We start from the raw sequence: 26,235 nt of genomic DNA, 5'->3' as shown, positions 1-26,235 counted from the left end.
CGACCGTCCCCACCTGTCATCCGCCGTCCAGGCCCCGGTCACCACCGCGGTGCTAAAACGTGGGCCCGAGCGGGAATGCATGCGGCCATGGGAAGCCGCGAAGTGCGATCTCAAGATCAACTGTCAGTGGGGGCGCCTACCCTGCGAGGCATGGGTTACGCAGAGCTGCGCGAACTCCAGACCGCGCTGACCACCGCCTCCGACATTGCCTCCGCCCTTCAGCATGCGCCGACCCGGCACGGCGCAGACCAGCTCGTCGACGTCCTCCGGCGGGCGCTGTCCGTCGCCGGGTCGCTGGGCGCCGGGGCCGGCCCGACCGGATGCGCCGAGCACCCCAACGGCGCCGTCGACCCCTTGTACGGCGACCCGGAGGATCCGCTCCCGCCGGAGTACGGCAAGTGCCTGCTCTGCAACGACCGGCGGCGCCGGGCCGACGCCCACCACCCGCATCCGCATCTGCGCCCCCGGCGCCCGCATCTCCAGCTTCACCACCGGCCCCGGCAGAGCGCGTGAGAGGCGGGACGGGCGGCGAGGAGCCGTCGGTCCCGCCTCCCCCGGCTACTCGTCCCTGCCCGCCGTCTTCTTCTCCGGCCGCAGCGCGATCCGCCCCAGCACGCCGGCCACGACCAGCGCGGCCACCGCGATCAGCACGGCGTCCGGTACGGCGTTCCCGATCCGCGTCGCCCATTCCTCGACCCCGACCTCGGCATCCGCGTCGAGGATGCCGGGCAGCTCGCTGGTCCCGTTGAAGAGCAGGAAGAGCACACCGATGCCGACGAAGAACGCCCCGGAGAGCAGCGACGTCGTATGCAGCCGCAGCCGGCCGAGGGTGAGTTCACGGCCGCGCAGCCAGCTGCGGGTGCCGAGCCGGAAGCGGTCCCACAGCAGCGCGAGCACAAACAGCGGCAGCGCCATGCCGAGTGCGTAGACGGCGAGCATCGACGCGCCGTACACGGGCGAGCCGCTGACCGCCGTCACCGTCAGCACGGCGCCGAGGATCGGGCCCGCACAGAAGCCCGCGAGGCCGTAGACGCAGCCGAGGAGGAAGGTGGAGACGGCCGAGCGCGGGGTGATCCTGGCCGCGGCGGCCTGGGCGCGCCGGGAGGCGAAGCCCAGGCCCAGGATCTGGGCGACGCCCATCGCGATGACGACCCAGCCGCCGACGGCGACCAGCAGATCGCGGTGGCCGTTGAACAGCCGGCTGGCCGCCGTACTGGCCGCACCGAGCGGGACGAGCGTGGTGGCGAGCCCCAGATAGAACACACCGGTACGGACCAGCAGCCGCCCGGGGTGGGCGAGCGAGTACGCGAAGAAGGCCGGCAGCAGCAGCGCGCTGCACGGGCTGAGCAGGGCGAGCGCGCCGCCCAGGAACGCCGCGAGGTAGCCGATGTCGGTCACTTCCCGGCCGCCTGCCGCTTCGCCGCCCGCGCCGCGGCGTCCTTGACCGCCTGCGCGAAGACCTCGGTGGGCTGGGCGCCCGAGACCGGCCGCCCGTTGACCAGGAACGATGGTGTGGACTGCACGCCAAGGCCGTAGCCCTCGTCCTGGTCCCGCTTCAGGGCCCGCTCGGCGGCCTTGCTCTTGATGTCCGTACGGAACTTCCCGAGGTCCGGCACGCCGCTCGCCCGGGCCAGGTCGACGAGCTTGTCCTCGGACAGCGCATCGCCCTTGCGGGTCCGGTCGTACAGCTCGTCGTGCAGCTGCCAGAACCTGCCCTGCTGCCCGGCGGCCCAGGAGGCGCGGGCGGCGCGCTCGGAATCGGCGCCGAAGACGGTGAAGTTACGGAATTCGATGCGCAGGGTGCCGGCGTCGACGTACTTCTTGATCAGCTCGGGCTGGGTCTCGCGGGTGAAGCGGCCGCAGAACGAGCACTGGTAGTCGGCGTATTCGACGAGGACGACCGGGGCGTCCTTCTTGCCGACGGCCAGCGGGTCGCCGGCCTCGCGCCGGCTGGTCTTCCGGGCGAGGTCGTCGTACATCTTCTGCTGTGCGGGGTCCTCCTGGGGCGCCGCGGAGGCGGCGGCCTCCGCACCGCCCGCAGGGGCGCCGTCACGGTCGCCCTCGACGGCCTTGCCGACGGCGATGCCTATCGCGAGCACGGCCACGACGAGGGCGATGACCGCGCCGATGGCGGCCAGTTTGCGGGCGGGCGAGGCGGCGGGAGGGGTGGACGAACGGGAAGGGGTGGATGCGGGCATGCAAAAGCTCCAGTCGTACGGAGAGGGAGGTCAAGGCCGGGTGCGTGCGGGCGGCGGCCTAGATCCGCAGTACGGGAAGGAGCGCGGTGGGAGCGGCGGCGGCAGCGCCGCCGGTGGGTGGCCGGGCGAGCGCCCACTGCGCGGCGGCGTCGACGGCGAGCGGCGCCGGTCCGGCGGCGGAGGGCGCGAGCGGCTCGCCGCGGTGCGGGGCGGGCAGCGGGGCGGACTCATCGGGTCCGGGGGCGTGCCGGTTGGAGCAGCGCTTGGGGGCGTCGGCCACGGCGATGGGGGCGTCGGCGGCGGCTGGGTGGTCGCGGTCGGCGGCGGTCGTGTGCTCCGTCGCTGTGGCCGCCGTGCCAGCTGTGGCAGCCGTCGTCGCCCGGCCCGCCGGGCGGTCCTGGTCGCCGCCGGTCCGGCAGAGCATCGGTCCGAAGGTGACCGCGAGGAGGAGCAGCAGGGTCAGCGCCGACGACCGGCGCACACGGTGCAGCGGCATGTGCCTGGGCATCTCCCCTCCTCCTGCGGGCCGGCGCGTGAGCATGAACGGCCCATCCTACGGACCGCCGCCCGAGCACCGGGGCGCGCGGGGCCCCCGCGGATCAGCGGTCGCCGACCCGCATCTCGAACCAGGTCGTCTTGCCGCGCGGCAGCAGATCCACGCCCCAGCGGTCGGAGAGCTTGTCGACGAGGAAGAGGCCGCGGCCGCTGGTGTCCATCTCGTGCACCGGCATCAGGCACGGCAGTCCGCGGGACGGGTCGCGCACCTCGATACGGATCCAGCCACGGCGGCGCAGCATCCGCAGGGCGAAGCAGCGGGCGCCCGTGTGCCGTACGGCGTTGCCGACCAGTTCCGAGACGAGGAGGACGGCGTGCTCGGCGAGCTGCGGCGTCAGGGCCCACTGCTTGAGGAGGACGCAGCCGGTCAGCCGCCGGGCGATGCGGGCGGACTGGGGGCGCGAGGGGAGCCGTACCTCGTCGAGGGTCGGATCGCCGATCAGATCGAGCCCGCCGGACAACGGGACGGCCGGACCGCTGGGCACCGGTGTCGCCGTGTCGCTGTCCGCACCGGGGGTCCCCCAGCGTGCGGCGGCCGCCGTGCCACTGTGCGGCCGCGGCTGCTCCATACCTTCGAGGCCCGCCATGCCCCCATCATGGCTGCTACTCGGCGGTCACGGTGGAGGAACCGACGGAATCCGTCGTCCGGAATCGTCGGTTCCTCCACCCTGCGGGACATATGCCAACGGCAGTCAAGGTTCTGACGCACCACAACTGACCTGCGACGACCGGGCGTGGAGCGGAGATCGCCGGGCGGCGCGAACGCGCCGCGCACAAGGTGCTCTTAAGTCTGGATTAAGTTTTCCGCAATTCGCCCACACGAGGCATCGGGTCCCGGCCAAACCTCATGTGCCCCGTCAACACCAGCCGTTTCAGCGGAACTTGGCCTTGCCCGGCCCCTCCTCGACAAAGCTGCGCATTCCGGTCTCCCGGTCGTCGGTCGCGAAGAGGCCCGCGAACCAGTTGCGTTCGATCGTCAGGCCGGTGTCGATGTCCGTCTCCAGGCCCGCGTCGACGCATTCCTTGGCCGCCCGCAGCGCCAGCGCCGGACCGGCCGCCAGCTTGGCCGCCCAGGCGTGCGCCTGCCCGTAGGCCTCGGCGGCGGGCACCACCCGGTCGACCAGGCCGATGGCGAGCGCCTCGTCGGCCCGCACCTGCCGGCCGGTGAAGATCAGGTCCTTGGCCTTGGACGGGCCCACCAGGCGGGCCAGCCGCTGGGTGCCGCCGGCGCCCGGGATCAGGCCGAGCAGAATCTCGGGCTGGCCGAGCTTGGCGTTGTCGGCCGCGATGCGGAAGTCGGCGCACAGCGCCAACTCACAGCCGCCGCCCAGCGCATAGCCGGTGACCGCGGCCACCACGGGCTTGGGGATCCGGGCCACGGCGGTGAACGCATCCTGCAGGTCCTTGGAGCGGGCGACCATGGCCGGGTGGTCCATGGCCTGCATCTCCTTGATGTCCGCACCGGCCGCGAACACCTTCTCGCCGCCCCAGATCACCACGGCGCGCACATCGTCGCGGCGCGTGGCCTCCCCGGCGAGCTCGCGCAGCCGGTCCTGGGTGGCGATGTCCAGTGCGTTCATCGGCGGGCGGTCCAGGCGGATGGTGCCGACGCCGTCGGCGACCTCAAGGTTGACAGTCATGGGGGAAGGTTAGTCCGCGTTAACGAGATGCGGCCCGGTGCGCTGTGTCACAGTGCACCGGGCCGACCGTCCTTCAGGAGCGGCCTACTGCTCGGCCTTCCACTTCTCCCAGGAAAGGTTCCAGTCGCTGAAGCCGTTGTCCGGCTGGATCGTTTCGTCGTGCGAGTTCTTGACGATCACCACATCGCCGATCCGGGAGTTGGCGAAGAACCACGCCGCCGGAGTCGACTTGTCCCCGCCGCCGCGCTGGTCGAAGAGGCCCACACAGCCGTGGCTGGCGTTACGGGTGCCGAACGTCGGCCTGCCGGACCAGTAGTTGCCGTGGAGGAACGTGCCGGACGTGCTCAGCCGCATGGCGTGCGGGACGTCCTTGATGTCGTACTCGCCGCCGAAGCCGACGGTGTCGCCGTTCATCCGCGTCACCAGATGCTTCTCGCTGATCACCATCTGGCCGTTGTAGGTCTCGGTGCCGGGCGCCCCGGAGGTGATCGGGATGGTCTTGATCTTCTTGCCGTCGCGGACCACGGTCATCTTCTTCGACTTGGCGTCGACGGTGCTCACCTGGCTGCGGCCGATGGTGAACGAGACCTCCTTGGCCTGGGTGCCGTAGACACCGGGGCGGCCCTCGACGCCGTCGAGGTCGAGCTTGAGGGTGACCTTGGTGCCGGCCGCCCAGTACTTCTCGGGGCGGAAGTCGAGGCGGTCGTTGCCGAACCAGTGGCCCTCGACCGGTACGGACGGCTTCGCCGTGACCTTGATGGCGTCCTCGACGGCCTTGGGGTCCGTGATACCGCGGGTGAAATGGATCGAGACCGGCATCCCGACGCCGACCTGCCGGCCGTTCTCGGGGGTGTACTGGCCGATGAAGGTGTTCTTGGGGACGAGGGTGGTGAACTTCGAGTGCTCGGCGGCCTCGCGGCCCTGGCCGTCCACCGCCACCGCGTCGACGGTGTACTCCGTCGAGGCGCCCAGGTGGCCGCTGGGCTGCCACCGGGCACCGCCGCCGGATATCTTCCCGGCGACCTCATTGCCCTTGCCGTCCTTGACCGTGACGGACTTCAGCCGGCCCTCCTTGGCGGTCACCTTCAGCGCGCCGCTGGTGGCGACGTCGTCCGCGCCGTCCTTGGGGGCAATCGATACCGCAGCCTGCGAGGGGCCCTTGGCGCTCCCCGCCTTGCCGGCCGGTTTCTTCCCCTCCGCGTCGTCGCCGCCGCACGCGGTCACCAACAGCAGCATCGAGCCAAGCATCAGGGCGAGCGGACCCCTCCCCCTGTGTAGCCACCGCCGGCGAGCCGGCTCCCCCGAAATCGGCTGCACCTTCACGACTGGCCCCTTTTCGCCTCGCATGTCCCGCGGTCCCCCACGCGCGGACGCACCGCGCGCTTGCCGTTAGATAACCACACCGCAGTGACAGTGAGCTGCCCCCCGGTGTCACCGTTCCGTCCCAAGTGCGAGGGGTGCCACAGGCGCGGCACAGGGGTCCCGGCGCGCCCGCCGTATCAGTCCGGCGCGCCCCCGCGCTTCCACTGCTTCCACGGCATGTTCCAGCCACCGAGCCCGTTGTCCGCCGCGACCGTCGGACCGCGCGCGCCGTGTCCCCGCGGGCCGTGTCCCCGGGAGTTGCGTACCTGGACGGTGTCGCCGACGATCGAGTGGCGGAAGAGCCGGCCGGCCGGGGTGTCGCGGCCGCCGCCCTTGGTGTCCTTGAGGCCCACGCAGCCATGGCTGGTGTTGACGCCGCCGAAGATCCTGGACGGCGCCCAGTAGTTGCCGTGCAGAAAAGTCCCGGACCTGGTCAGGCGCATCGCGTGCGGTACGTCCGCGATGTTGTACGCGTCGCCGAAGCCGACGGTGTCTCCGTTCATCCGCATCGTCGAGCGGCGCTCCAGGATCACCATCTTCCCGTTGTACGTGGGGTTCTTGGCCTTGCCCGCGGTGACCGGGAAGGTGGCCAGCACCCGGCCGCTCCGGCGCACCGTCAGGGAGTGCCGGGCGGCGTCGATGGTGGTGATCTGGTCCCGGCCGACGTGGTAGTGGACCGTCTTGCGCTGCGTCCCGTACGTGTGGGGCCCGGCCTGCACGCCGCGCAGCCGCAGGTCGAGGGCGATGTCGGTGCCGGGCTTCCAGCGTTCGCGGGGGCGGAAGTCCAGTCTCCGGTTGCCGAACCAGTGGGGGGCGATCTCGACACCGGGGTCGGCGGTGACGGTGACGGCCCGTTCGACGGCCTTGCGGTCGGCGATCGGCCGGCTGAACTCCAGCGAGACGATCATGCCGGTGCCGACGGTGGTGTGGTCCTCGGGCGAGAAGAAGCCGGCGAAGCGGACGCGGGGCACGGAGGTGGTGAAGGTGGTGTGGCGGGCGGCGCGATGGCCGGCGCCGTCGCGGGCCACCGCGTCGACGGTGTACCGGGAGCCGGGGGCGAGCCCGCCGGCCACCGGGCGCCAGATCAGCCCGTCCGGTGAGATCCGGCCGGCGACGGTCTGCCGGCCCGCCTCCCCGGTCCGCCGGACCTCGACCCGCTCCAGCCGCCCGGCCGGCACCCGTACCTCGAACCGGCTCCCGGCCCGTACTCCGTGCGCGCCGTCGTGCGGGACGACCCGGATCACCGTCTCCGGGGACGGCGCCCTGCGCCCGGCGAACCCGTCCGCCCCGTCCGAGGAGGAGCAGCCGGCCGGCAGCACCGCGCCCGCCAGGGTGGCCAGGACGGCGAGGACGGTACGGGTGCGGCGCGCCCGCCTTCGCCCACAGCCCTTCGCCGGTTGCTTCACTGCACGCTGCTCACCGCCGGTCATGCACCGAATTGTGACGGATGACGGCTGTGCCGCCGGGAATGTCAGGCCGGGGAATGTCATGGGATGTCACCCGTTCCGCGGCTCGTACCGTGACGCGTTCCACCCGCCCTCACGCCCACGGAAAACGTGCGGCAACGCCTGGTTGCGGGCAGAACAACGGGGAGGGCGGAAGCGCGGACGCACGGCCGGGACTCCGGGCGGCCGGGCCGCCGCCCGACCGAGCCATGAGCCGCAGGAGGCCTGCACGTGTCGAGCGCACCCGAGCAGGAGGCGGCCCAGGACGGACCACTCGCCCCGCCGCCCGCCGTCATCCGCCCCGGCAGCCCCACACCCCTCGGGGCCCGCTACCGCACCGGCCCCGACGGCGTCGCGGGCACCAACTTCGCCCTGTGGGCGGGCGGCGCCGAGGCGGTGGAGGTCTGTCTCTTCGACGACGAGGACCACGAGACGCGCCATCCGCTCACCGAACTGACCCATGAGATCTGGCACGGCTTCCTGCCCGGCGTCCGCCCCGGACAGCGCTACGGCTACCGGGTGCACGGCCGCTGGGACCCCTGGACCGGCGCCCGCTGGAATCCGGCCAAGCTGCTGCTCGACCCGTACGCCAGGGCCGTGGACGGCGACTTCGGCACCCGTACGGAGACGGTGGGCGGCACCGGGCGCGCGCTGCCCGCCGCGCTCTACGGGCACGTCCGCGACTGGCCCGAACAGCGGGTCGCCGACACGGTGCGGGACGACCGCGATTCGGCGCCGTACGTCCCCAAGGGTGTGGTGGTCGGCGACGACACCGGGGGTGACGGGGACGTCGACGAATGGCGGGACGACCGGCGACCCAAGACGCCCTGGCCGGATTCCGTTCTCTACGAGCTGCATGTCCGCGGCTTCACCATGCGGCACCCCGGCATCCCGGAGCGGCTGCGCGGCACCTACGCCGGGCTGGCCCACCCCGCCGCGCTGGAGCACCTCGTCCGGCTCGGCGTCACCGCCGTCGAGCTGCTGCCGGTCCATCAGTTCGCACACGAGGACCATCTGGTGCGCCGGGGACTGCGCAACTACTGGGGCTACAACTCCATCGGCTATTTCGCGCCACACGCCGGATACGCCGCCACCGGGACCCGCGGCCAGCAGGTCGGCGAATTCCGGCGCATGGTGCGGGCGCTGCACGACGCCGGGATCGAGGTCATCCTGGACGTCGTCTACAACCACACCGCGGAGGCGGGCGAAAGGGGCCCGACGCTCTCCTTGCGGGGCGTGGACAACCGCGGCTACTACCGCCTGGCGGGCGACGCCCGGAGCTACGCCGACTACACCGGCTGCGGCAACACCCTGCATGTCGTCCAGCCCCACGTGCTGCGCCTGATCACCGATTCGCTGCGCTACTGGGTCACCGAGATGGGCGTGGACGGATTCCGCTTCGACCTCGCCGCGGCGCTGGCCCGCTCCATGCACGACGTGGACATGCTCTCCCCGTTCCTCGCCGTCATCGCCCAGGATCCGGTGCTGCGCCGGGTCAAGCTGATCGCCGAGCCCTGGGACGTCGGCTCCGGCGGCTATCAGGTCGGCGCCTTCCCTCCCCTGTGGACCGAGTGGAACGACCGCTACCGCGACACCGTCCGCGACTTCTGGCGCGGCGCCCAGCGCGACGTCCGCGACCTGGGCTACCGCCTCTCCGGCTCGAGCGACCTGTACTCCTGGGGCGGCCGCCGCCCGTACGCCTCGGTCAACTTCATCACCGCCCACGACGGCTTCACCCTGCGCGATCTGGTCACCTACGAGCACAAGCGCAACGGGGACAACGGCGAGGCCAACCGCGACGGCACCCACGACAACCGGTCCTGGAACTGCGGCACCGAGGGCGAGACCGACGACCCCGCCGTCATCGCCCTGCGCCTGCGCCAGCTCCGTAACTTCCTCACCACCCTCCTCCTGTCCACCGGCGTGCCGATGCTGGTCGCGGGCGACGAGATGGGCCGCACCCAGCACGGCAACAACAACGCCTACTGCCAGGACAACCCCACCAGCTGGCTGGACTGGTCGCTGCTCGACGACCCGCAGTGGCGGCCGCTGGCCGACCTCGCCGCCCGCCTCATCGCGCTGCGCCGCGCCCATCCCGTCCTGCGCCGCCGCGCCTTCTTCTCGGGCCGGCCGCAGGGCGGGGGCGGGCTGCGCGACCTCGCCTGGTTCACCGCCGACGGCACGGAGATGACCGAACAGGACTGGTACGCAGCGGGGGCCACCTTGGGCATGTACCTGTCCGGCAACGACATTGCGCAGCGCGATGCGCGGGGCATCCGCATCGTCGACGACAGCTTCCTCGCCGTCCTGCACGCCGACGCCGACGCCCGGCCCGTCGTCCTTCCCGGCCCGCCGTGGGCGCAGTCCTACGAACTCCTCGTCGATACGGGAAGGGAGGAGCAGCCGGGCCCGGCGGAGCCGCCGTACCCGGCCGGGAGCACGGTCACTGCGGCCGGACGGTCGGTGCTGGTGTTCCGGGTGATCCCGGGATAACGGGACGCGGACAAAAGGGCGTTGCGCTCCGGGGCGGACCGGGTGCGGCACCGTGTGCGGCAGAAAACTCCGTGAGCATTGTCAGTGGTGCGCCTTACGCTCGCGAGTGTGGCCGATACCGCACAGACGACGCCCTTGCCCGAACCCGCCGCCTTGCCCCAACGCTCCGCCGTGCGCTCGCTGTTGCGCCTGTGGCCGTTCGTCCGTCCCGTGCGGGCGCGGCTCTTCACGGCCGCGTTCGTGGCGGTGCTCGCGTCGTGCATCGGGCTGGCGATTCCGCTGGTCCTCAAGTGGCTGGTGGACGGTCCGGTGGCGGCGGGGGATCCGGGCGGGGTGTGGCTGGGCGGCGGATATCTGCTGCTGCTCGGGGTGGCCGAGGCGGGGCTGTTCGGGCTGCGGCGGTGGCTGGTGGCGCGCCCGCTCGCCGGGGTGGCCATCAGTTCCCTGGACATCCCCGGCGAGCGCGCGGTGCAGCGCGCCATGGACACCGTCCTCCGCGGCCGCACGGCCGTGGTGATCGCCCACCGCCTGTCCACGGTCGAGATCGCCGACCGGGTCCTGGTCATGTCCGGCGGCCGGATCGTCGAGGACGGCCGGCCGGACGAACTGATAGCCGCCCGGGGCCGGTTCGCGGAGCTGCACCGGGCCTGGCGGGAGAGTGTGGGGTGAGGGGCGAGGGCACCCGCGGCCCGGGCTGACACCGCCGCCACGCAGGGCCCGGCCCACACCGTACTCGCGCCGTCCGGCCGCGCCATCCGTCCGTCTTCCGAACGCCGATTCCGCGCAACGGACGTTTTCCGGCCAATTAGTTGAACGGAGCCTGACAATCGGCTGTCCGCGGTGGGACTCTTCCCCGCAGCCGCCGCGCGGGCCCCCACAGCCCACGCCCCGCGGCAGCCCGTACCACCGGCATCCGCCGTGCACGCGTACGTCTCCCCCCACACGCTCCACGAGTTCTGCCTCGCTCTGCCCGGACGGCCGCTTTGCCGCCCGGTCCCCCTCGGCCGCACCGTCATGTCGCGGCCACCGCAGAAGGAGTCAGTGTGAGACGCACCCCCCATGGGCCGACCCGCATCACCCGCCCCAGACGCACCGTGGCGACCGGCGCACTGGTCGCCGTCACGGCGCTGCTCGCCGTCGGCGTACAGGCCGGCACCGGCACGGCGGCCGCCCAGCGGCCGGGCACCGCGCATGCCGTACCCGACCCCGGCGCACTGCCGGTCAAGCTGTCCCCGTCCCAGCGTGCGGAGCTGATACGGGCGGCCGGCGCCACCACCACCGGGACCGCGCGGCAGCTGAAGCTCGGCGCGCAGGAGAAGCTGGTCGTCAAGGACGTCGCCAAGGACGCCGACGGCACGGTCCACACCCGCTACGAACGCACCTACGCCGGACTGCCGGTCCTCGGCGGCGACCTCGTGGTGCACAAGAGCAAGGGCGGCGCTCTCAAGGGCGTCACCAAGGCCGTGCGCTCCCAGCTGAAGGTGGCGAGCACCACCGCGAAGGTGACGCCGGCCGCGGCCGAGGAAAAGGCCGTCGCGGCCGCCCGGACGCTGGGGTCGAAGAAGACCGCGGCCGCCAAGGCACCGCGCAAGGTGGTCTGGGTCGCCGACGGCACGCCACGGCTCGCGTACGAGACGGTGATCGGCGGGCTGCAGGACGACGGCACGCCCAATGAGCTGCATGTCATCACGGACGCCACGACCGGCGCCAGGATCTTCCAGTACCAGGGCATCGAGAACGGCGTCGGCAACAGCGAGTACAGCGGCAAGGTCACCATCGGGACGTCCGGTTCGGCGCCGAACTTCACGATGACCGACGGCACCCGCGGCAACCACAAGACGTACGACCTCAAGCACGGGTCGTCGGGGACGGGTTCGCTCTTCACCGACGCGGACGACACCTGGGGCGACGGTACGCCGCAGAACGCCCAGACCGCGGGGGTGGACGCCGCCTACGGCGCCCAGGAGACCTGGGACTACTACAAGAACGTGCACGGCCGCAGCGGCATCCGCGGTGACGGCGTCGGCGCCTACTCCCGTGTGCACTACGGCAACAGCTACGTCAACGCCTTCTGGGACGACGGCTGCTTCTGCATGACGTACGGCGACGGCAGCGGCAACGCCGCCCCGCTGACCTCCATCGACGTGGCCGGCCACGAGATGTCGCACGGCGTGACCGCGGCCACCGCCAACCTCACCTACAGCGGCGAGTCCGGCGGCCTGAACGAGGCGACCTCGGACATCTTCGGCACCTCGGTCGAGTTCTACGCCAACAACACATCGGACCCCGGTGACTACCTCATCGGCGAGAAGATCGACATCAACGGCGACGGCACCCCGCTGCGCTACATGGACAAGCCGAGCAAGGACGGCGCGTCCGCCGACTCCTGGTCGAGCAATGTCGGCGACAAGGACGTGCACTACTCGTCCGGCGTCGCCAACCACTTCTTCTACCTGCTGTCCGAGGGCAGCGGACCGAAGGACATCGGCGGCGTCCACTACGACAGCCCGACCTTCGACAACCTGCCCGTTGCGGGCATCGGCCGGGCCAACGCCGAGAAGGTGTGGTTCAAGGCGCTCAGCCAGTACATGAGCGCCAACACCAACTACGCGGGCGCCCGTACCGCCACCCTCCAGGCCGCGGCGGACCTCTTCGGCCAGGGCAGCGCCTCGTACAACGAGGTCGCCAACACCTGGGCGGCGGTCAACGTCGGCTCCCGTGTCCCGGACGGCGGCGGGGTCACCGTCACCCATCCGGGCAACCAGACCAGCACCGTGAACCAGGCGGCGAGCCTGCAGATCAAGGCGAGCAGCGGGACGGCGGGCGCGCTGTCGTACGCGGCGAGCGGGCTGCCGGCCGGGCTGTCGATCAATGCGGGCACCGGGCTGATCTCGGGGACGCCGACCGCCACCGGCACCGCCACTGTGACGGTGACGGTCACCGACGCCGCGAAGAAGACGGGTACGGCCGCCTTCACCTGGACGGTCAACCCGGCCGGCGGCGGCAATGTCTTCGAGAACGCCGACGATGTGGCGATCCCGGACGCGGGCGCGGCGGTCACCTCGCCGATCACCGTCAGCCGCAGCGGCAATGCGCCCAGCACGCTGAAGGTGGGCGTGGACATCGTCCACTCCTACCGCGGTGACCTGGTCATCGATCTGATCGCGCCGGACGGTACGGCGTACCGGCTGAAGAACTCCAGCGCGTTCGACTCGGCGGCCGATGTGAAGACGACCTACACCGTCAATGCCTCCTCGAAGGCGGCGAGCGGCACCTGGAAGCTGCGGGTCCGGGACGTCTACGCGCAGGACTCGGGCCACATCAACGGCTGGAAGCTCACCTTCTGACGGTCCGGCCGCACCTCGGCGTCATCTTCGTGTGGCAGAGAGCGGACGGTGAGTCGGCCGCATCTCAACTGGCCTGACAGAAAAGCGAGTTGGGCGTCGTCCTCGGATCTTCGGGGACGGCGCCCCATTCCGTTATACGAACAGCCGTCCTCGCTCTACGGACGATTTTCGGCCAACCTTTGCGCAGACTCCTGACATGCACGCGTTCGAATGGCAGTCTTCCCGACGCACGTCACACCCGCATCGCTTTGCACCCCCACCACTTGGCAAAGTTGAAGGAGTCCGCGTGACCCCCCGCATATCCCGTAAGACCCGTATAACCGGTACCGCCGTCGCCGCCGCTGCCCTTCTGGCCGCCGGCATCACCGTAGGTACCGCAGGCGCCTCGACCACCACGAAGACCGCCGCGCTGGGCGGCGCTCCGCTGAAGCTGAGCGCCTCGCACCGCGCCGAGCTGCTGCGTGACGCGGACGCCACCAAGGCGCAGACCGCCAAGGACCTCGGCCTCGGCTCGCAGGAGAAGCTGGTCGTCAAGGACGTCATCAAGGACGCCAACGGCACCACGCACACCCGCTACGAGCGGACCTACGCCGGACTGCCCGTGCTGGGCGGCGACATGGTCGTGCACACCGCCAAGGGCGGCGCCGTCAAGAGCACCACCAAGGCCACCGAGAAGTCCGTCAAGGTCGCCTCCACCACGGCGAAGATCGCCCCGCAGGCCGCGCAGAAGTCGGCGCAGGGCGTCGCGGTCAAGGCCAACAGCGCGAAGTCGGCCGCCGCGAAGACCGCCCGCAAGGTCGTCTGGGCCGCCTCCGGCAGCCCCGTCCTCGCGTACGACACCGTCGTCACCAGCGTCAAGAAGGACGGCACGCCGAGCCGGCTGCACGTCATCACCGACGCCAACAGCGGCAAGAAGCTCTTCCAGTACGACGAGATCCGTACCGGCAAGGGCGAGAGCGAGTACAGCGGCAGCGTCGAGCTGGGCACCAAGAAGGACGGCAACAAGTTCACGCTGACCGACGACGGTCGCGGCGGTCACAAGACCAGCAACCTGGAGAACTCCGAGAACGGTGAGGGCAAGCCGTTCACGGACGACGACGACGCCTGGGGCACCGGCAAGCCCGACGACCCGCAGACCGCGGCCGTCGACGCGCACTACGGCGCCGGCGTGACCTGGGACTACTACAAGAACGTGCACGGCCGCAGCGGCATCAAGGGCGACGGCAAGGGTGCCTCCTCGCGCGTCCACTACGGCGACAGCTACGTCAACGCCTTCTGGGACGACAGCTGCTTCTGCATGACGTACGGCGACGGCCAGGGCAACAAGGCCCCGCTCACCGCCCTCGACGTCGCCGCGCACGAGATGTCGCACGGTGTCACCTCCGCCACCGCCAACCTCACTTACAGCGGTGAGTCCGGCGGCCTCAACGAGGGCACCTCGGACATCTTCGGTACCTCCGCCGAGTTCTACGCCAAGAACGACAAGGACCCGGGCGACTACCTCATCGGCGAGAAGATCGACATCAACGGTGACGGCACCCCGCTGCGCTACATGGACAAGCCCAGCAAGGACGGCCAGTCGCAGGACAACTGGGACTCCAACACCGGCGGTCTCGACCCGCACTACTCCTCGGGCGTCGCCAACCACTTCTTCTACCTGCTGTCCGAGGGCAGCGGCCCGAAGGAGATCGGTGGCGTGAAGTACGACAGCCCGACGGCGGACGGCAAGAAGGTCGAGGGCATCGGCCGGGACAAGGCCGAGAAGATCTGGTTCAAGGCCCTGACCGAGTACATGACCTCGAACACCGACTACAAGGCCGCGCGCGAGGCGACCGTCAAGGCCGCCACCGACCTCTACAAGGCCGGCAGCCCCGAGGTCAAGGGCGTCGAGGCCGCGTGGACCGGCGTCGCGGTCAAGTAACCACCTCTGCAGGAGCGTTCGGCCGCATGCCGGGCGCTCCGGGGTAACGTGACCTCAAGAGCGGGCGGTGTCCGGAGTCCCTCCGGGCACCGCCCCTTCGCGTGCGACGGGGGTCCGGATGAGCCGAACGATCACAGTGCTGCTGGCCGACGACGAGCCGATGCTGCGGACCGGTGTCCGCACGATCCTCGGCGCGGATTCCGGGATCGGGGTCGTTGCGGAGGCCGCGGACGGCCGCGAGGCGGTCGAACTGGCCCGCAGCCACCGCCCGGACGTCTGCCTGCTGGACATCCGGATGCCCCGTCTGGACGGGCTCGCCGCCGCCGCGGAGCTGGCGCGGCTGGTCCCCCCAACGGCCGTCGTGATGCTGACGACATTCTCCGACGACGCCTACGTGGCGGACGCCCTCGGCTCCGGCGCCGCCGGGTTCCTGCTCAAGTCCGGTGACCCGCGGGAGCTGATCGCGGGGGTCCGGGCGGTCGCCGAGGGCGGCGCCGCGCTCTCGCCCGTCATCGCCCGCCGGGTCATCGCGCACCTGGGCGACGGCCGGCTGGGCCGCGGCGTGGCCGCCCGCGCCCGTACTGCCGAACTGACCGCACGCGAACGCGAGGTGCTCGCCCTGGTCGGCGCCGGGCTCTCCAACGCCGAGATCGCCCGGCGGCTGTTCCTGACCGAGGGCACCGTCAAGACGTATGTCAGCACCGTCCTGGCCCGCCTCGGCTTCAAGAACCGGGTGCAGGCGGCGATCCTCGCGTACGAGGCGGGGCTGGTCCCGGCGTCATGATCGGCCCGCATCCGCGCGGCCCGGTCCACCGCCGGCTCCCGGCCCGCCTGCGCGGGCGGCTCCCCGGTCTCGCGCTGTGGCTGATTCTGTGCGGTGGGCCCGCTGCCACGTTCGACTCCCCTGGCGCGCTCCAGCGGTGGGCGACGCTGGCCGGCTTCCCGCTGCTCGGCCTGGCCGTACTGCTGCGCAAGCGGTGGCCGCTGGGGGCGGTGGCGGTCCCGGTGGCGCCGAGCCTGATGATCTCCGTGCAGCTGGCCACCGGGGCGTACTCCCTCGCCCTGGCCCTCCTCGGCTATCTGGCCGGCGTCCGGATGGGGCGCGCCCAGCCCGCGCTGTGGTTCTTCACCGGCATTGCGGTGGCCGGGGTACCGCTGTGCGCGCTCGTCACCCACTCCCTGTGGCCCTGGTTCACCTTCCTGATCGCGCTGCTGCTCAATGTGGTGCTGCCGTGGCTGGTGGGCCGCCACGGCCGCCAGTACGCCGAACTGGCCCGCACCGGCTGGCAGCTCGCCGACCGGATGGAGCGCGAGCAGCAGGCCGTCGCCGACCGCACCCGGCTGCGCGAGCGGGCCAGGATCGCCGGTGACATGCATGACTCCCTCGGCCATGACCTGGCCCTGATCGCTTTGCGCGCGGGCGCACTGGAGATCGCTCCGGGGCCGGACGCGGACCGCCGGGCGGCCGCCGGGGAGCTGCGGGCGGCGGCCGCCACCGCCACCGAACGGCTGCGGGAGATCATCGGCGTACTGCGCACGGACGACGAGGGCGCGCCCCGGACCCCGGCCGCCGAGAGCGTGACCGCGCTGGTGCGGCGTGCGCGGGCGTCGGGGATGCGGGTGACGGTGGAGGAGGCCGGCGAGGTCCCCGACGCGGAGCTGCCGCCCATGACCGGCCACGCCCTGCACCGCGTCGTCCAGGAGGCGCTGACCAATGCCGCCAAGCACGCGCCGGGCGCGGCCGTCACGGTGCGGATCGTACGGTCCGCCGAGCGGCTCCGGGTGACGGTGGCCAACGGCCCGCGCCCGGAGGGTCCCGCGCCGGATCCGGCCTCCGGTGGCAGCGGGCTGGTGGGCCTGGACGAGCGGGTACGGCTGGCGGGCGGGACGCTGCGCAGCGGGCCGACGCCGGAGGGCGGCTTTGCGCTCACGGCGCGGCTGCCGCCGCACGGCGGGCCGGTCACCGCGGCGGCGGCGCCCGAACCGACCACCGCGGCACGGGAGTTGGCGAAGGCGCAGCGTCAGGTCCGGCGGCGGCTGCGGCAGACGGTGAGCCTCCCACTGGCGGCGCTCGTCGCGCTGCTCGCGCTGATGGGCGTCTTCGCGCTGGTCAGCCCCGGGTGGACGGCCCTGGACCGGGCGGCCTACGACGGCCTGCGGACCGGGATGCGGCGCGCCGAGGTGGTATCCGCGGCCCCGTTCTTCACGCTGGATGCCGCACCGGACAGCACACCGGCGCCCCCGCGCGGCTGGTCGTGCACGTACTACAGCGTGGGCCCGGACTCCTCGTCCGCGTACGAACTCTGCTTCGCCGACGACCGGCTGGTCCGCCGGCAGGTCGTGCACGCCCGCCGGGACGCCCCTTAGCGACGCACTCCCCGGCCCGACGAGGGCGGGCGGAGGCACCGGATCCGGCCGCCGCACGGCGGCGGCCGGTGCGCTCGCCCCGCCGTACGCATGCCCCTCCGCCCACTGCGCCGCGAAGCCGTGCCGCCGACCGTCGCCCCAGGTCAGGACCTCGTGCGCGACGACGACCCGCGGCCCCTGGCCACCGGTCCCGTCCCCCACCGTCACCTGTACACCGCCGGCCGCCCCGGTGTCCCTGCCGCCACCGCAGGCACGGCCGGCCCGTCCGTACTCCCGCGTCCGCCGATATGGCCGATTCCACCCCCTCAGGCGCTCTTGTACGGACCCCCTCCTGGCGAGAGGCTGCGGTGTGACGCCGACGGGCCCGGCGCGGCATCCACATCCGCACACCGCACCTCCCTTGTGATTCAAATCTCTTGTGATTCACCTGAGTTGAGGAGGCGACCCGATCGTGCCAGTGCTTTTCCGTTCCGCCCCGCGAGAGTTCTGAGGCATGCCCGACGGGTCGTGGCGGGCGAGGAGTTACGAACGAGTAGTTCACCTGCACACCGGATTGCCCGGGCGTGCGCGCCGGGCAGGCTCACCGAGTACGCCGCCACTCGCCGCACCCACCGCCAACCGAGTGAAAGCGGACAGGAGCGTCCATGCCCGCACCCCGTCCCCCTACCGTGGAGCGGATACAAAGGACAAAATCCCGCAAAGTATCACTAGCCCAGGTGAGCCCATGATCGGTCGCATCCCTGTACTGGACATCCGCCCGCAGATCGATTGCGGCCGCCGCCCGGCGAAGGCGGTGGCCGGCGAGACCCTCGAGGTCTCGGCCACCGTGTTCCGGGAAGGCCATGACGCGGTCGCCGCCAATGTGGTGTTGCGCAACCCCGCCGGCCGCTGCGGCCCCTGGACCCCGATGCGTGAGGCCGCACCCGGTACCGACCGGTGGACCGCCGAGGTCACCCCCGCCATCGAGGGCCGCTGGACCTACACCGTCGAGGCCTGGTCCGATCCGCTCACCACCTGGCGCCGGCACGCCGCGATCAAGATCCCGGCGGGCATCGACACCGAGCTGGTGCTCACCGAGGGCGCCGCACTGCACGAACGGGCCGCCGCCGACGTCCCCAAGAGCGACGGCCGCGAGACGGTGCTCGCCGCCGTGGACGCCCTGCGCAACGGCAAACTCCCCGCCGTCACGCGCCTCGCCGCCGCCCTCGCCCCCGAGGTCACCGACGCCCTCGACCGCCACCCGCTGCGCGAACTGCTCACCGTCTCCCGGGCGATGCCGCTGGTCGTCGAGCGCCAACGGGCCCTGTACGGCTCGTGGTACGAGCTCTTCCCGCGCTCCGAGGGGGCGATCACCGCACCCGACGGCAGCGTCATCAGCGGCACCCTGCGCACGGCCGCCGAACGGCTGCCCGCCGTCGCCGCGATGGGCTTCGACGTCGTCTATCTGCCGCCCGTACACCCCATCGGCACCGCCTTCCGCAAAGGCCCCGACAACGCGCTGTCCGCAGGCCCGGACGACGTCGGCTCCCCCTGGGCGATCGGCTCGTCCGACGGCGGCCACGACGCCCTCCACCCGGACCTGGGCACCTTCGAGGACTTCGACCACTTCGTGCGCACCGCCCGCGATCTGCGGATGGAAGTGGCCCTGGACTTCGCGCTGCAGTGCTCCCCCGACCACCCCTGGGTCGAGCAGCGCCCGCAGTGGTTCCACCACCGCGCCGACGGCTCCGTCGCCTACGCGGAGAACCCGCCGAAGAAGTACCAGGACATCTACCCCCTCGCCTTCGACACCGACTTCCGCGGGCTGGTGCGCGAGACGGAGCGGCTGCTGCGCTTCTGGATGGCCAAGGGCGTACGGATCTTCCGCGTCGACAACCCGCACACCAAGCCGGTGGCGTTCTGGGAGAAAGTGCTCGCCGACATCAACCGCACCGACCCCGATGTCCTTTTCCTGGCCGAGTCGTTCACCCGCCCCGCGATGCTGCACACCCTCGCCCAGATCGGCTTCCACCAGTCGTACACCTACTTCACATGGCGCAACACCAAGCAGGAACTCACCGAGTACCTCGGCGAACTGTCCGGTGAGAGTGCCGACTGTCTGCGGCCGAACTTCTTCGTCAACACCCCGGACATCCTGCACGCCTACCTTCAGGACGGCGGCCGCGCGGCCTTCGAGATCCGTGCCGTACTGGCCGCCACGCTCTCCCCGTCCTGGGGCGTCTACGCAGGTTATGAGCTCTGCGAAGGGACGCCCCTGCACCGCGGCAGCGAGGAGTACCTCGACTCCGAGAAGTACCAGCTGCGGCCCCGGGACTGGGAGGCGGCGGCCCGCGAAGGGCGTACCATCGCCCCGCTCATCACCGCGCTCAACCGCATCCGGCGCCGCCATCCCGCGCTCCAGCAGCTGCGCAACCTGCACTTCCACCACGTCGACAACGATTCCGTGATCGCGTTCTCCAAGCGGTCGGGACACGGCGACGGAGCCGACACAGTGCTCACAGTGGTCAACCTCGACCCGCACCACACCCACGAGGCGACGGTGTCGTTGGACATGCCGGAACTCGGCCTCGGCCGGCACGATTCCTTGCCGGTGCGCGACGAGCTCACCGGCGACACCTACCACTGGGGCAGGGACAACTATGTGCGCCTGGAGCCGGGCCGCTCGCTCGCGCCCGCTCATGTGCTGTCACTGCGACCGTCCTCACCGATCGGAGGGTCACCCAATTGATCGTCAATGAGCCCGTCCCCGACACGTTCGAGGACACACCGGCGAAGGACCGCGATCCCGACTGGTTCAAACGGGCCGTCTTCTACGAAGTTCTGGTGCGCTCGTTCCAGGACAGCAACGGCGACGGCATCGGGGATCTCAAGGGCATCACGGCGAAGCTCGACTATCTGCAATGGCTGGGGGTGGACTGCCTCTGGCTCCCGCCGTTCTTCAAATCCCCTCTGCGGGACGGCGGATACGACGTCTCCGACTACACCTCGGTGCTCCCCGAGTTCGGCGACCTGGCCGACTTCGTGGAATTCGTGGACGCCGCGCACCACCGCGGTATGCGGGTCATCATCGACATGGTGATGAACCACACCAGCGATCAGCACCCGTGGTTCCAGGAGTCCCGCACCGACCCGGAAGGGCCGTACGGCGACTACTACGTCTGGGCGGACGACGACAAGCAGTACGGCGACGCCCGGATCATCTTCGTCGACACCGAAGCCTCCAACTGGACCTTCGATCCGGTGCGCAAGCAGTACTACTGGCACCGCTTCTTCTCCCACCAGCCGGATCTCAACTACGAGAACCCCACGGTCCAGGAGGAGATGATCTCCGCCCTGCGGTTCTGGCTCGACCTGGGGATCGACGGCTTCCGACTGGACGCGGTGCCGTACCTCTACGCCGAAGAGGGCACCAACTGCGAGAACCTGCCCGCCTCGCACGCCTTCCTCAAGCGCGTCCGCGCCGAGATCGACGCGCATTATCCGGACACCGTGCTGCTGGCCGAGGCCAATCAGTGGCCCGAAGATGTCGTCGACTACTTCGGCGACTACGCCGTCGGCGGCGACGAGTGCCATATGGCATTCCATTTCCCGGTCATGCCCCGGATCTTCATGGCGGTACGCCGCGAATCCCGCTACCCGGTATCGGAAATCCTCGCCAAGACCCCGGCGATTCCGTCCGGCTGTCAGTGGGGCATCTTCCTTCGCAACCACGACGAGCTGACCCTCGAAATGGTCACGGACGAAGAACGCGACTACATGTACGCGGAATACGCCAAGGACCCGCGGATGCGCGCCAATATCGGCATCCGCCGCCGGCTCGCCCCGCTCCTCGACAACGACCGCAACCAGATCGAGCTCTTCACGGCCCTGCTGCTGTCACTGCCCGGCTCGCCGATCCTCTATTACGGCGACGAGATCGGCATGGGCGACAACATCTGGCTCGGCGACCGGGACGCGGTACGCACCCCGATGCAGTGGACGCCGGACCGCAACGCCGGCTTCTCCTCCTGCGACCCCGGCCGGCTCTCGCTGCCGACGATCATGGATCCGGTCTACGGGTACCAGGTCACCAACGTCGAGGCGGCGATGAGTTCACCGTCCTCGCTGCTGCACTGGACCCGCCGGATGATCGAGATCCGTAAGCAGAACCCGGCGTTCGGACTCGGCAGCTACACCGAACTCCCCTCCTCCAACCCGGCGGTGCTCGCCTATCTGCGGGAATCGCCCGGCACCGGAGGCGCGGACGACGACCTGGTGCTGTGCGTGAACAACTTCTCGCGCTTCGCGCAGCCGACGGAGCTGGACCTCCAGGCCTTCAGCGGCCGGCACCCGGTCGAGCTGATCGGCGGCGTCCGTTTCCCGCCGATCGGCGAACTGCCGTACCTGCTCACCCTCGCGGGCCACGGCTTCTACTGGTTCCGCCTGCGCAGGAACCCTGCGTGAGCGCCGCCTGACGGAGCCGCCCCGCCCGGCACGGGCTCCCAGAAATCCGCCCGTACGCGGCCGCACGCGCGTACGGGCGTTTTTTGACCTTTCGCCCGGGCAGTCTCCCTACTGCCGCGCGGGCCGGGTGAGTCACCGGCGGGCCCCGGGTTCCAGGGGCCCGCCGCGCACAGCATGCAGCGCCACCCCCGACTCCGTCTGGGGGTACCCCCACCGCGCCGCCGCACAGTCAAGGCCGCATTCCGGGACACTTTGCGCTATCTGTCGTGTGCCCGGGGAAAGGACGCGACGCCATGTCGGACACCGCCTCGACCCGTGCCATCCGAAACACCCCTGACCGTCCGCTCGTCACCGCACCCGATCTGCTGTCCTCGCTCGTGCCCCTGCTCGCCGAATGGGTGCCGCGCCAGCGCTGGTTCGCCGGCAAGGGACGGCTGATCACCGGATTCTCCCTGGTCTCGGCGACCGAACTGCTGCCGTGCACGGGCGAGGGCACCACACCGGGAATACTGCAGCTGCTCGTGCGCGCCCAGCAGTCGTCGCCGCCGAACCGGACAACCGTCGCGGGCGACTGCTATCAACTCCTGCTGGGCGTCCACCCCGCGCTGCCGCCGCAGCTGGCGCCCGCCGCGATCGGCCGCCCCTCCGGAGGCCCGCTGCGCGGCCGCAGCGTCTATGACGCGCTGCTCGACAACCGGTTGTGCGGGCTGCTGCTGGAGCGGCTGCGGGTGCCCGGCCGGATCGGCGCGCTGCGCTTCGGCCGCGAGCCGGGCACGGAGCTGCCCTCCGGGCTGCCGGCCCGGCCGATCGCCGTGGAACAGTCCAACTCCTCGGTCGTGTACGGGGATTCGTTCATCCTGAAAATCTTCCGGCGGATCGCGCCCGGCATCAACCCGGACCTGGAACTGCCCCGCGCGCTCGCCGACGCCAAGTGTGCGCGGGTGCCCGCGCCCGTGGCGTGGTTCGAGGCGGAGGCCGCCGAGGAGGGCGGCGAGGCGACCACGCTGGGCGTCCTCCAGCCGTATCTGCCGGGCTCCGCGGACGGCTGGCAGCTGGCGCTCAACGCGCTCGCCGTACGGGCCGACTTCACCGGCTCGGCACGGGCGCTCGGCCATGCCACCGCCGAGGTGCACACCGCCCTCGCGCAGACGCTGCCGACCACCGAACTGCACCGCCCGCAGCTGGCCGCGATCGCCGCCCGGATGAACGCCCGGCTGGAGGCCACCGCCCGCGCGGTACCCCTGCTGGAGCCCTACCGGCCCCGGCTGCGGGAGGCGTTCGACGCGCTCGCCGCCGTCGGCCGGGACGGGCACAGCTGGGCCGCCCAGCGCATCCACGGCGATCTGCATCTGGGCCAGACACTGCGCTCCGCCGACGAGGGCCGCTGGTCGCTGATCGACTTCGAGGGCGAACCGGCCCGCCCGCTGGCCGAACGGCGCCGGCCGCAGCCCGCGCTGCGCGATGTCGCCGCGATGCTGCGCTCCTTCGACTATGCGGCGCGCAGCGGCCCGGCCGGCGGCGACCCCTGGTCGCTGGAGTGGGCGCGCCGCACCCGCGACGCCTACTGCCTCGGCTATGCGGAGGCGGGCGGGCTCGACCCGAGCTCGGCGCCCGAGCTGATGCGCGCCTACGAGACCGACAAGGCCGTCTACGAGGTGCTGTACGAGGCCCGGCACCGGCCCGACTGGCTGGGCGTCCCGATGGCCGCCGTCCGGCGTCTGGCGGCGGGCGCCTGACCTCCATGTCTCCTGTGCCCCCCCGTACGCCTGCACCCCCGTGGTCCCCGTCCGTGGTCCCCGTCCCGCCCTTGCGATTCCTCCACTCCCCCGATTCCCGAGTTCCGGCCGATGCCCCGCACCGCCCCGAGGAGGCACTCACGTGACCGCCCGTCCGCCGTCCCGCCGTACCACCCCCGATCCCGCGCCCGGACCGCCCGAGCCCCGGACCGCGACCGCGACCGCCCGGGCAGCGAAACCCAAGGCCCCGAGCCGTGGCGTACGGGCCGCCGCCCCGCTCGGCGAGGAGGACCGGGGACGGCTGCTGGGCGGCTTCCATCACGATCCGCACGGGCTGCTCGGCGCACACCCGGTGCGCGGCGGGCTGCTCTTCCGGGTCCTGCGGCCGCACGCCAGGAGCGTCACCGTCGTGGCGAAGGGGCTGCGCGCGGCCCTGCACCCCGAGGGCGACGGGCTGTTCGCCGGGGTGCTGCCGCTGCGCAAGATCCCGGACTACGATCTGCTGGTCGAATACGACGACGGCACGGTGACCGTGCGCGATCCGTACCGCTTCCTCCCCGCGCTCGGCGAACTCGATCTGCACCTCTTCGCCGAGGGCCGGCACGAGCAGCTGTGGCGGGCGCTCGGCGCACGGACCATGGACCACCAGGGCGTGACCGGCACCCGCTTCACCGTCTGGGCGCCCAACGCCCAGGGCGTCCGGGTCGTCGGCAATCTCAACTTCTGGGACGGCACCGGGTATCCGATGCGGTCGCTGGGGTCGTCGGGCGTCTGGGAGCTGTTCGTGCCGGGCGTCGGCGAGGGCGAGCTCTACAAGTTCGAGATCACCCGGCCGGACGGCTCGAAGACCGTACGCGCCGACCCCATGGCCCGGCGGACCGAGTGCCCGCCCGCCAATGCCTCGGTCGTGGAGGAGTCGCACTACCGCTGGAAGGACGCCGACTGGATGGCACGGCGCGGCGAGCGCCCCGTGCACCGGGCACCGTTCTCCGTCTACGAGCTCCACCTCCCCTCCTGGCGCCCCGGCCTCACCTACCGCCAGCTCGCCGTCCAACTGCCCGCCTACGTCAAGGACCTGGGCTTCACCCACGTCGAGTTCATGCCGGTCTCCGAGCACCCCTTCGGCGGCTCCTGGGGCTACCAGGTCACCGGCTTCTACGCGCCCACCGCGCGGATGGGCACCCCGGACGACTTCAAGTACCTCATCGACGCGCTGCACCGGGCCGGTATCGGCGTGCTGATGGACTGGGTACCGGCGCACTTCCCGCGCGACGACTGGGCGCTGGCGGAGTTCGACGGGCGTCCGCTGTACGAGCCCCAGGATCCGGCACGGGCCGCGCACCCGGACTGGGGCACGCTGGAGTTCGACTACGGCCGCACCGAGGTCCGTAACTTCCTGGTCGCCAACGCCGTGTACTGGTGCGAGGAGTTCCATATCGACGGCCTGCGGGTGGATGCCGTCGCCTCCATGCTCTACCTCGACTACTCCCGCGAGGACGGCGGCTGGACCCCGAACATCCACGGTGGCCGGGAGAACCTCGACGCGGTCGCCTTCCTCCAGGAGATGAACGCGACGGTCTACCGCCGCTGCCCCGGCGTCGTCACCATCGCCGAGGAGTCCACCGCCTGGGACGGCGTCACCCGCGCCACGCACCACGTCGGGCCCGGCGGCTTCGGCGGTCTGGGCTTCGGCCTGAAGTGGAACATGGGCTGGATGCACGACTCCCTCGTGTACGTGTCCAAGGAGCCGGTGCACCGCAAGTACCACCACGGCGAGATGACCTTCTCCATGATCTACGCCTACTCCGAGAACTATGTGCTGCCGATCTCCCACGACGAGGTGGTGCACGGCAAACGCTCACTGGTGTCGAAGATGCCCGGCGACTGGTGGCAGCAGCGCGCCACCCACCGCGCCTACCTCGGCTACATGTGGGCCCACCCCGGCAAGCAACTCCTCTTCATGGGCCAGGAGTTCGCCCAGGGCGCCGAATGGGCGGAGAGCCATGGCCCGGACTGGTGGCTGCTGGATCCGTCGTACGAGGCGGAGCCGGACCACCGGGGCGTACGCGATCTCGTCCGCGATCTGAACCGCGGCTATACGGACGCGCCCGCGCTGTGGGAACGCGACACGGACCCGGCCGGGTTCTCCTGGATCGACGGCGACGCCGGCGAGGACAATGTCTTCTCCTTCCTCCGCTACGCCGCCGACGGCACCCCCCTGATCGCGGTCAGCAACTTCTCCCCCGTCGTCCGGCACGCCTACCGCCTCGGTGTGCCCTGCGAGGTCCCCGCCTGGCGCGAGGCCCTCAACACGGATGCGCTCCGCTATGGCGGCAGCGGGGTCACCAACCCGGAGCCCCTCAAGTCCGAGCCCACGCCGTGGAACAGCCGGGACGCCTCGCTTGCGGCCGTGCTGCCGCCGCTTGCCACGGTGTGGTTCCAGCCGGTCTTCTAGCTCCCCACGTTGTCGGCTTTCCCGCCGTGGGGGCTGGTCGCCGTTGCCGGTCCGCTGCGCTTTGCCGGGGCCCCACGTTGTTTTCTGCGGCGCCGCGGTGGTTTCTCGCCGTTGCGCCTGCGGCGGGCGTGGGTTTGTCGGGTGCGGTGACGGCCCTACACGGCTTCGCCGCTACGGTCCGGCCCCTCCCGTGGGTGGGTGGTGAGAGGCCGGTGGGGGCGGGCGTGGTCCCTCCAGTGCCCCATGACTGGGTCCACGGACAGCACCCGACCA

Annotated in this window: 17 protein-coding genes and 1 pseudogene; 11 read left to right on the top strand and 7 right to left on the bottom strand. The window is 71.4% G+C overall.

Features of this window, described 5'->3' with window-relative positions; genetic code table 11:
- The first annotated feature begins 150 nt into the window (after positions 1–150).
- Positions 151–513, top strand: a complete 363-nt coding sequence (locus AB0D04_RS19160; protein ID WP_362704435.1) for a hypothetical protein — start codon at positions 151–153, stop codon at positions 511–513.
- A 45-nt stretch (positions 514–558) separates the two neighbouring features.
- Here AB0D04_RS19160 and AB0D04_RS19155 read toward each other — a convergent pair whose 3' ends face one another.
- From AB0D04_RS19155 to AB0D04_RS19125, 7 genes are all read right to left on the bottom strand, one after another.
- Entirely contained in the window at positions 559–1,398 is an 840-nt protein-coding gene (locus AB0D04_RS19155) for a cytochrome c biogenesis CcdA family protein (RefSeq protein ID WP_362704434.1), read from the bottom strand.
- Complete coding sequence (locus tag AB0D04_RS19150) at positions 1,395–2,198, bottom strand: DsbA family protein (RefSeq protein ID WP_362704432.1); 804 nt, start codon at positions 2,196–2,198, stop codon at positions 1,395–1,397. Before AB0D04_RS19150 ends, AB0D04_RS19155 begins: the two co-directional genes overlap by 4 nt.
- 58 nt (positions 2,199–2,256) lie before the next feature.
- Positions 2,257–2,706 carry a hypothetical protein gene (locus AB0D04_RS19145; protein WP_362704429.1) on the bottom strand — a complete coding sequence of 150 codons (450 nt, stop codon included), beginning with the start codon at positions 2,704–2,706 and terminating at the stop codon, positions 2,257–2,259.
- Positions 2,707–2,797: 91 nt separating this feature from the next.
- Positions 2,798–3,340 carry an ATP-binding protein gene (locus AB0D04_RS19140; RefSeq protein WP_362704427.1) on the bottom strand — a complete coding sequence of 181 codons (543 nt, stop codon included), beginning with the start codon at positions 3,338–3,340 and terminating at the stop codon, positions 2,798–2,800.
- Positions 3,341–3,625: 285 nt separating this feature from the next.
- Complete coding sequence (locus AB0D04_RS19135; protein ID WP_362704425.1) at positions 3,626–4,393, bottom strand: enoyl-CoA hydratase-related protein; 768 nt, start codon at positions 4,391–4,393, stop codon at positions 3,626–3,628.
- Between the two features lie 84 nt (positions 4,394–4,477).
- Positions 4,478–5,629, bottom strand: a complete 1,152-nt coding sequence (locus AB0D04_RS19130; RefSeq protein ID WP_362704422.1) for an Ig-like domain-containing protein — start codon at positions 5,627–5,629, stop codon at positions 4,478–4,480.
- 263 nt (positions 5,630–5,892) lie between these two features.
- Positions 5,893–7,185, bottom strand: coding sequence for an Ig-like domain-containing protein (locus tag AB0D04_RS19125; RefSeq protein WP_362704420.1), 1,293 nt, complete (start codon positions 7,183–7,185; stop codon positions 5,893–5,895).
- 246 nt (positions 7,186–7,431) lie between these two features.
- Here AB0D04_RS19125 and glgX point away from each other — a divergent pair, with 246 nt between their 5' ends.
- The 10 genes and pseudogenes from glgX (at position 7,432) to glgB (ending at position 25,962) form a co-directional block, all read left to right on the top strand.
- Entirely contained in the window at positions 7,432–9,693 is a 2,262-nt protein-coding gene (glgX, locus tag AB0D04_RS19120; protein WP_362704417.1) for a glycogen debranching protein GlgX, read from the top strand.
- 135 nt (positions 9,694–9,828) lie between these two features.
- Positions 9,829–10,125 (top strand): annotated as a pseudogene (locus AB0D04_RS19115) (ABC transporter ATP-binding protein); the annotation flags it as partial.
- A 611-nt stretch (positions 10,126–10,736) separates the two neighbouring features.
- On the top strand, positions 10,737–13,040 hold the full coding sequence (locus AB0D04_RS19110) for a M4 family metallopeptidase (protein WP_362704415.1): 2,304 nt from the start codon (positions 10,737–10,739) through the stop codon (positions 13,038–13,040).
- Between the two features lie 286 nt (positions 13,041–13,326).
- Positions 13,327–14,961 carry a M4 family metallopeptidase gene (locus tag AB0D04_RS19105; protein WP_362704413.1) on the top strand — a complete coding sequence of 545 codons (1,635 nt, stop codon included), beginning with the start codon at positions 13,327–13,329 and terminating at the stop codon, positions 14,959–14,961.
- A 118-nt stretch (positions 14,962–15,079) separates the two neighbouring features.
- Positions 15,080–15,745: a response regulator transcription factor gene (locus tag AB0D04_RS19100; RefSeq protein ID WP_362704411.1), complete on the top strand. Its 666-nt coding sequence runs from the start codon at positions 15,080–15,082 to the stop codon at positions 15,743–15,745.
- Positions 15,742–17,328 carry a histidine kinase gene (locus tag AB0D04_RS19095; RefSeq protein WP_362704409.1) on the top strand — a complete coding sequence of 529 codons (1,587 nt, stop codon included), beginning with the start codon at positions 15,742–15,744 and terminating at the stop codon, positions 17,326–17,328. The genes AB0D04_RS19100 and AB0D04_RS19095 overlap by 4 nt, the downstream gene beginning before the upstream one ends.
- Positions 17,329–18,052: 724 nt before the next feature.
- Positions 18,053–20,056, top strand: a complete 2,004-nt coding sequence (locus tag AB0D04_RS19090) for a maltotransferase domain-containing protein (protein ID WP_362704406.1) — start codon at positions 18,053–18,055, stop codon at positions 20,054–20,056.
- A complete protein-coding gene (treS, locus tag AB0D04_RS19085; RefSeq protein WP_362704403.1) occupies positions 20,053–21,771 on the top strand; it encodes a maltose alpha-D-glucosyltransferase in 1,719 nt (572 codons plus the stop codon). Before AB0D04_RS19090 ends, treS begins: the two co-directional genes overlap by 4 nt.
- 293 nt (positions 21,772–22,064) lie before the next feature.
- The gene (locus AB0D04_RS19080; RefSeq protein ID WP_362704400.1) at positions 22,065–23,507 is read left to right on the top strand and encodes a maltokinase; all 1,443 of its coding nucleotides are present in this window, start codon (positions 22,065–22,067) and stop codon (positions 23,505–23,507) included.
- A 142-nt stretch (positions 23,508–23,649) separates the two neighbouring features.
- The gene (gene glgB, locus AB0D04_RS19075) at positions 23,650–25,962 is read left to right on the top strand and encodes a 1,4-alpha-glucan branching enzyme (protein ID WP_362704398.1); all 2,313 of its coding nucleotides are present in this window, start codon (positions 23,650–23,652) and stop codon (positions 25,960–25,962) included.
- Positions 25,963–26,235 lie beyond the last annotated feature (273 nt).

This window comes from Streptomyces sp. NPDC048483 (assembly GCF_040651455.1).
Classification (GTDB): domain Bacteria; phylum Actinomycetota; class Actinomycetes; order Streptomycetales; family Streptomycetaceae; genus Streptomyces.
Note: the sequence above shows the minus strand (reverse complement) of the source record. Positions and strands in the feature narration are given on the sequence as shown.

Bases quoted from the DNA above. Each gene is read 5' to 3' on its own strand.
- AB0D04_RS19150 (WP_362704432.1), bottom strand. From the start codon at position 2,198: ATGCCCGCATCCACCCCTTCCCGTTCGTCCACCCCTCCCGCCGCCTCG.
- AB0D04_RS19135 (WP_362704425.1), bottom strand. From the start codon at position 4,393: ATGACTGTCAACCTTGAGGTCGCCGACGGCGTCGGCACCATCCGCCTG.
- AB0D04_RS19160 (WP_362704435.1), top strand. From the start codon at position 151: ATGGGTTACGCAGAGCTGCGCGAACTCCAGACCGCGCTGACCACCGCC.
- AB0D04_RS19080 (WP_362704400.1), top strand. From the start codon at position 22,065: ATGTCGGACACCGCCTCGACCCGTGCCATCCGAAACACCCCTGACCGT.
- AB0D04_RS19130 (WP_362704422.1), bottom strand. From the start codon at position 5,629: ATGCTGCTGTTGGTGACCGCGTGCGGCGGCGACGACGCGGAGGGGAAG.
- AB0D04_RS19090 (WP_362704406.1), top strand. From the start codon at position 18,053: ATGATCGGTCGCATCCCTGTACTGGACATCCGCCCGCAGATCGATTGC.
- AB0D04_RS19140 (WP_362704427.1), bottom strand. From the start codon at position 3,340: ATGGCGGGCCTCGAAGGTATGGAGCAGCCGCGGCCGCACAGTGGCACG.
- AB0D04_RS19100 (WP_362704411.1), top strand. From the start codon at position 15,080: ATGAGCCGAACGATCACAGTGCTGCTGGCCGACGACGAGCCGATGCTG.
- AB0D04_RS19125 (WP_362704420.1), bottom strand. From the start codon at position 7,185: ATGACCGGCGGTGAGCAGCGTGCAGTGAAGCAACCGGCGAAGGGCTGT.
- AB0D04_RS19145 (WP_362704429.1), bottom strand. From the start codon at position 2,706: ATGCCCAGGCACATGCCGCTGCACCGTGTGCGCCGGTCGTCGGCGCTG.
- AB0D04_RS19095 (WP_362704409.1), top strand. From the start codon at position 15,742: ATGATCGGCCCGCATCCGCGCGGCCCGGTCCACCGCCGGCTCCCGGCC.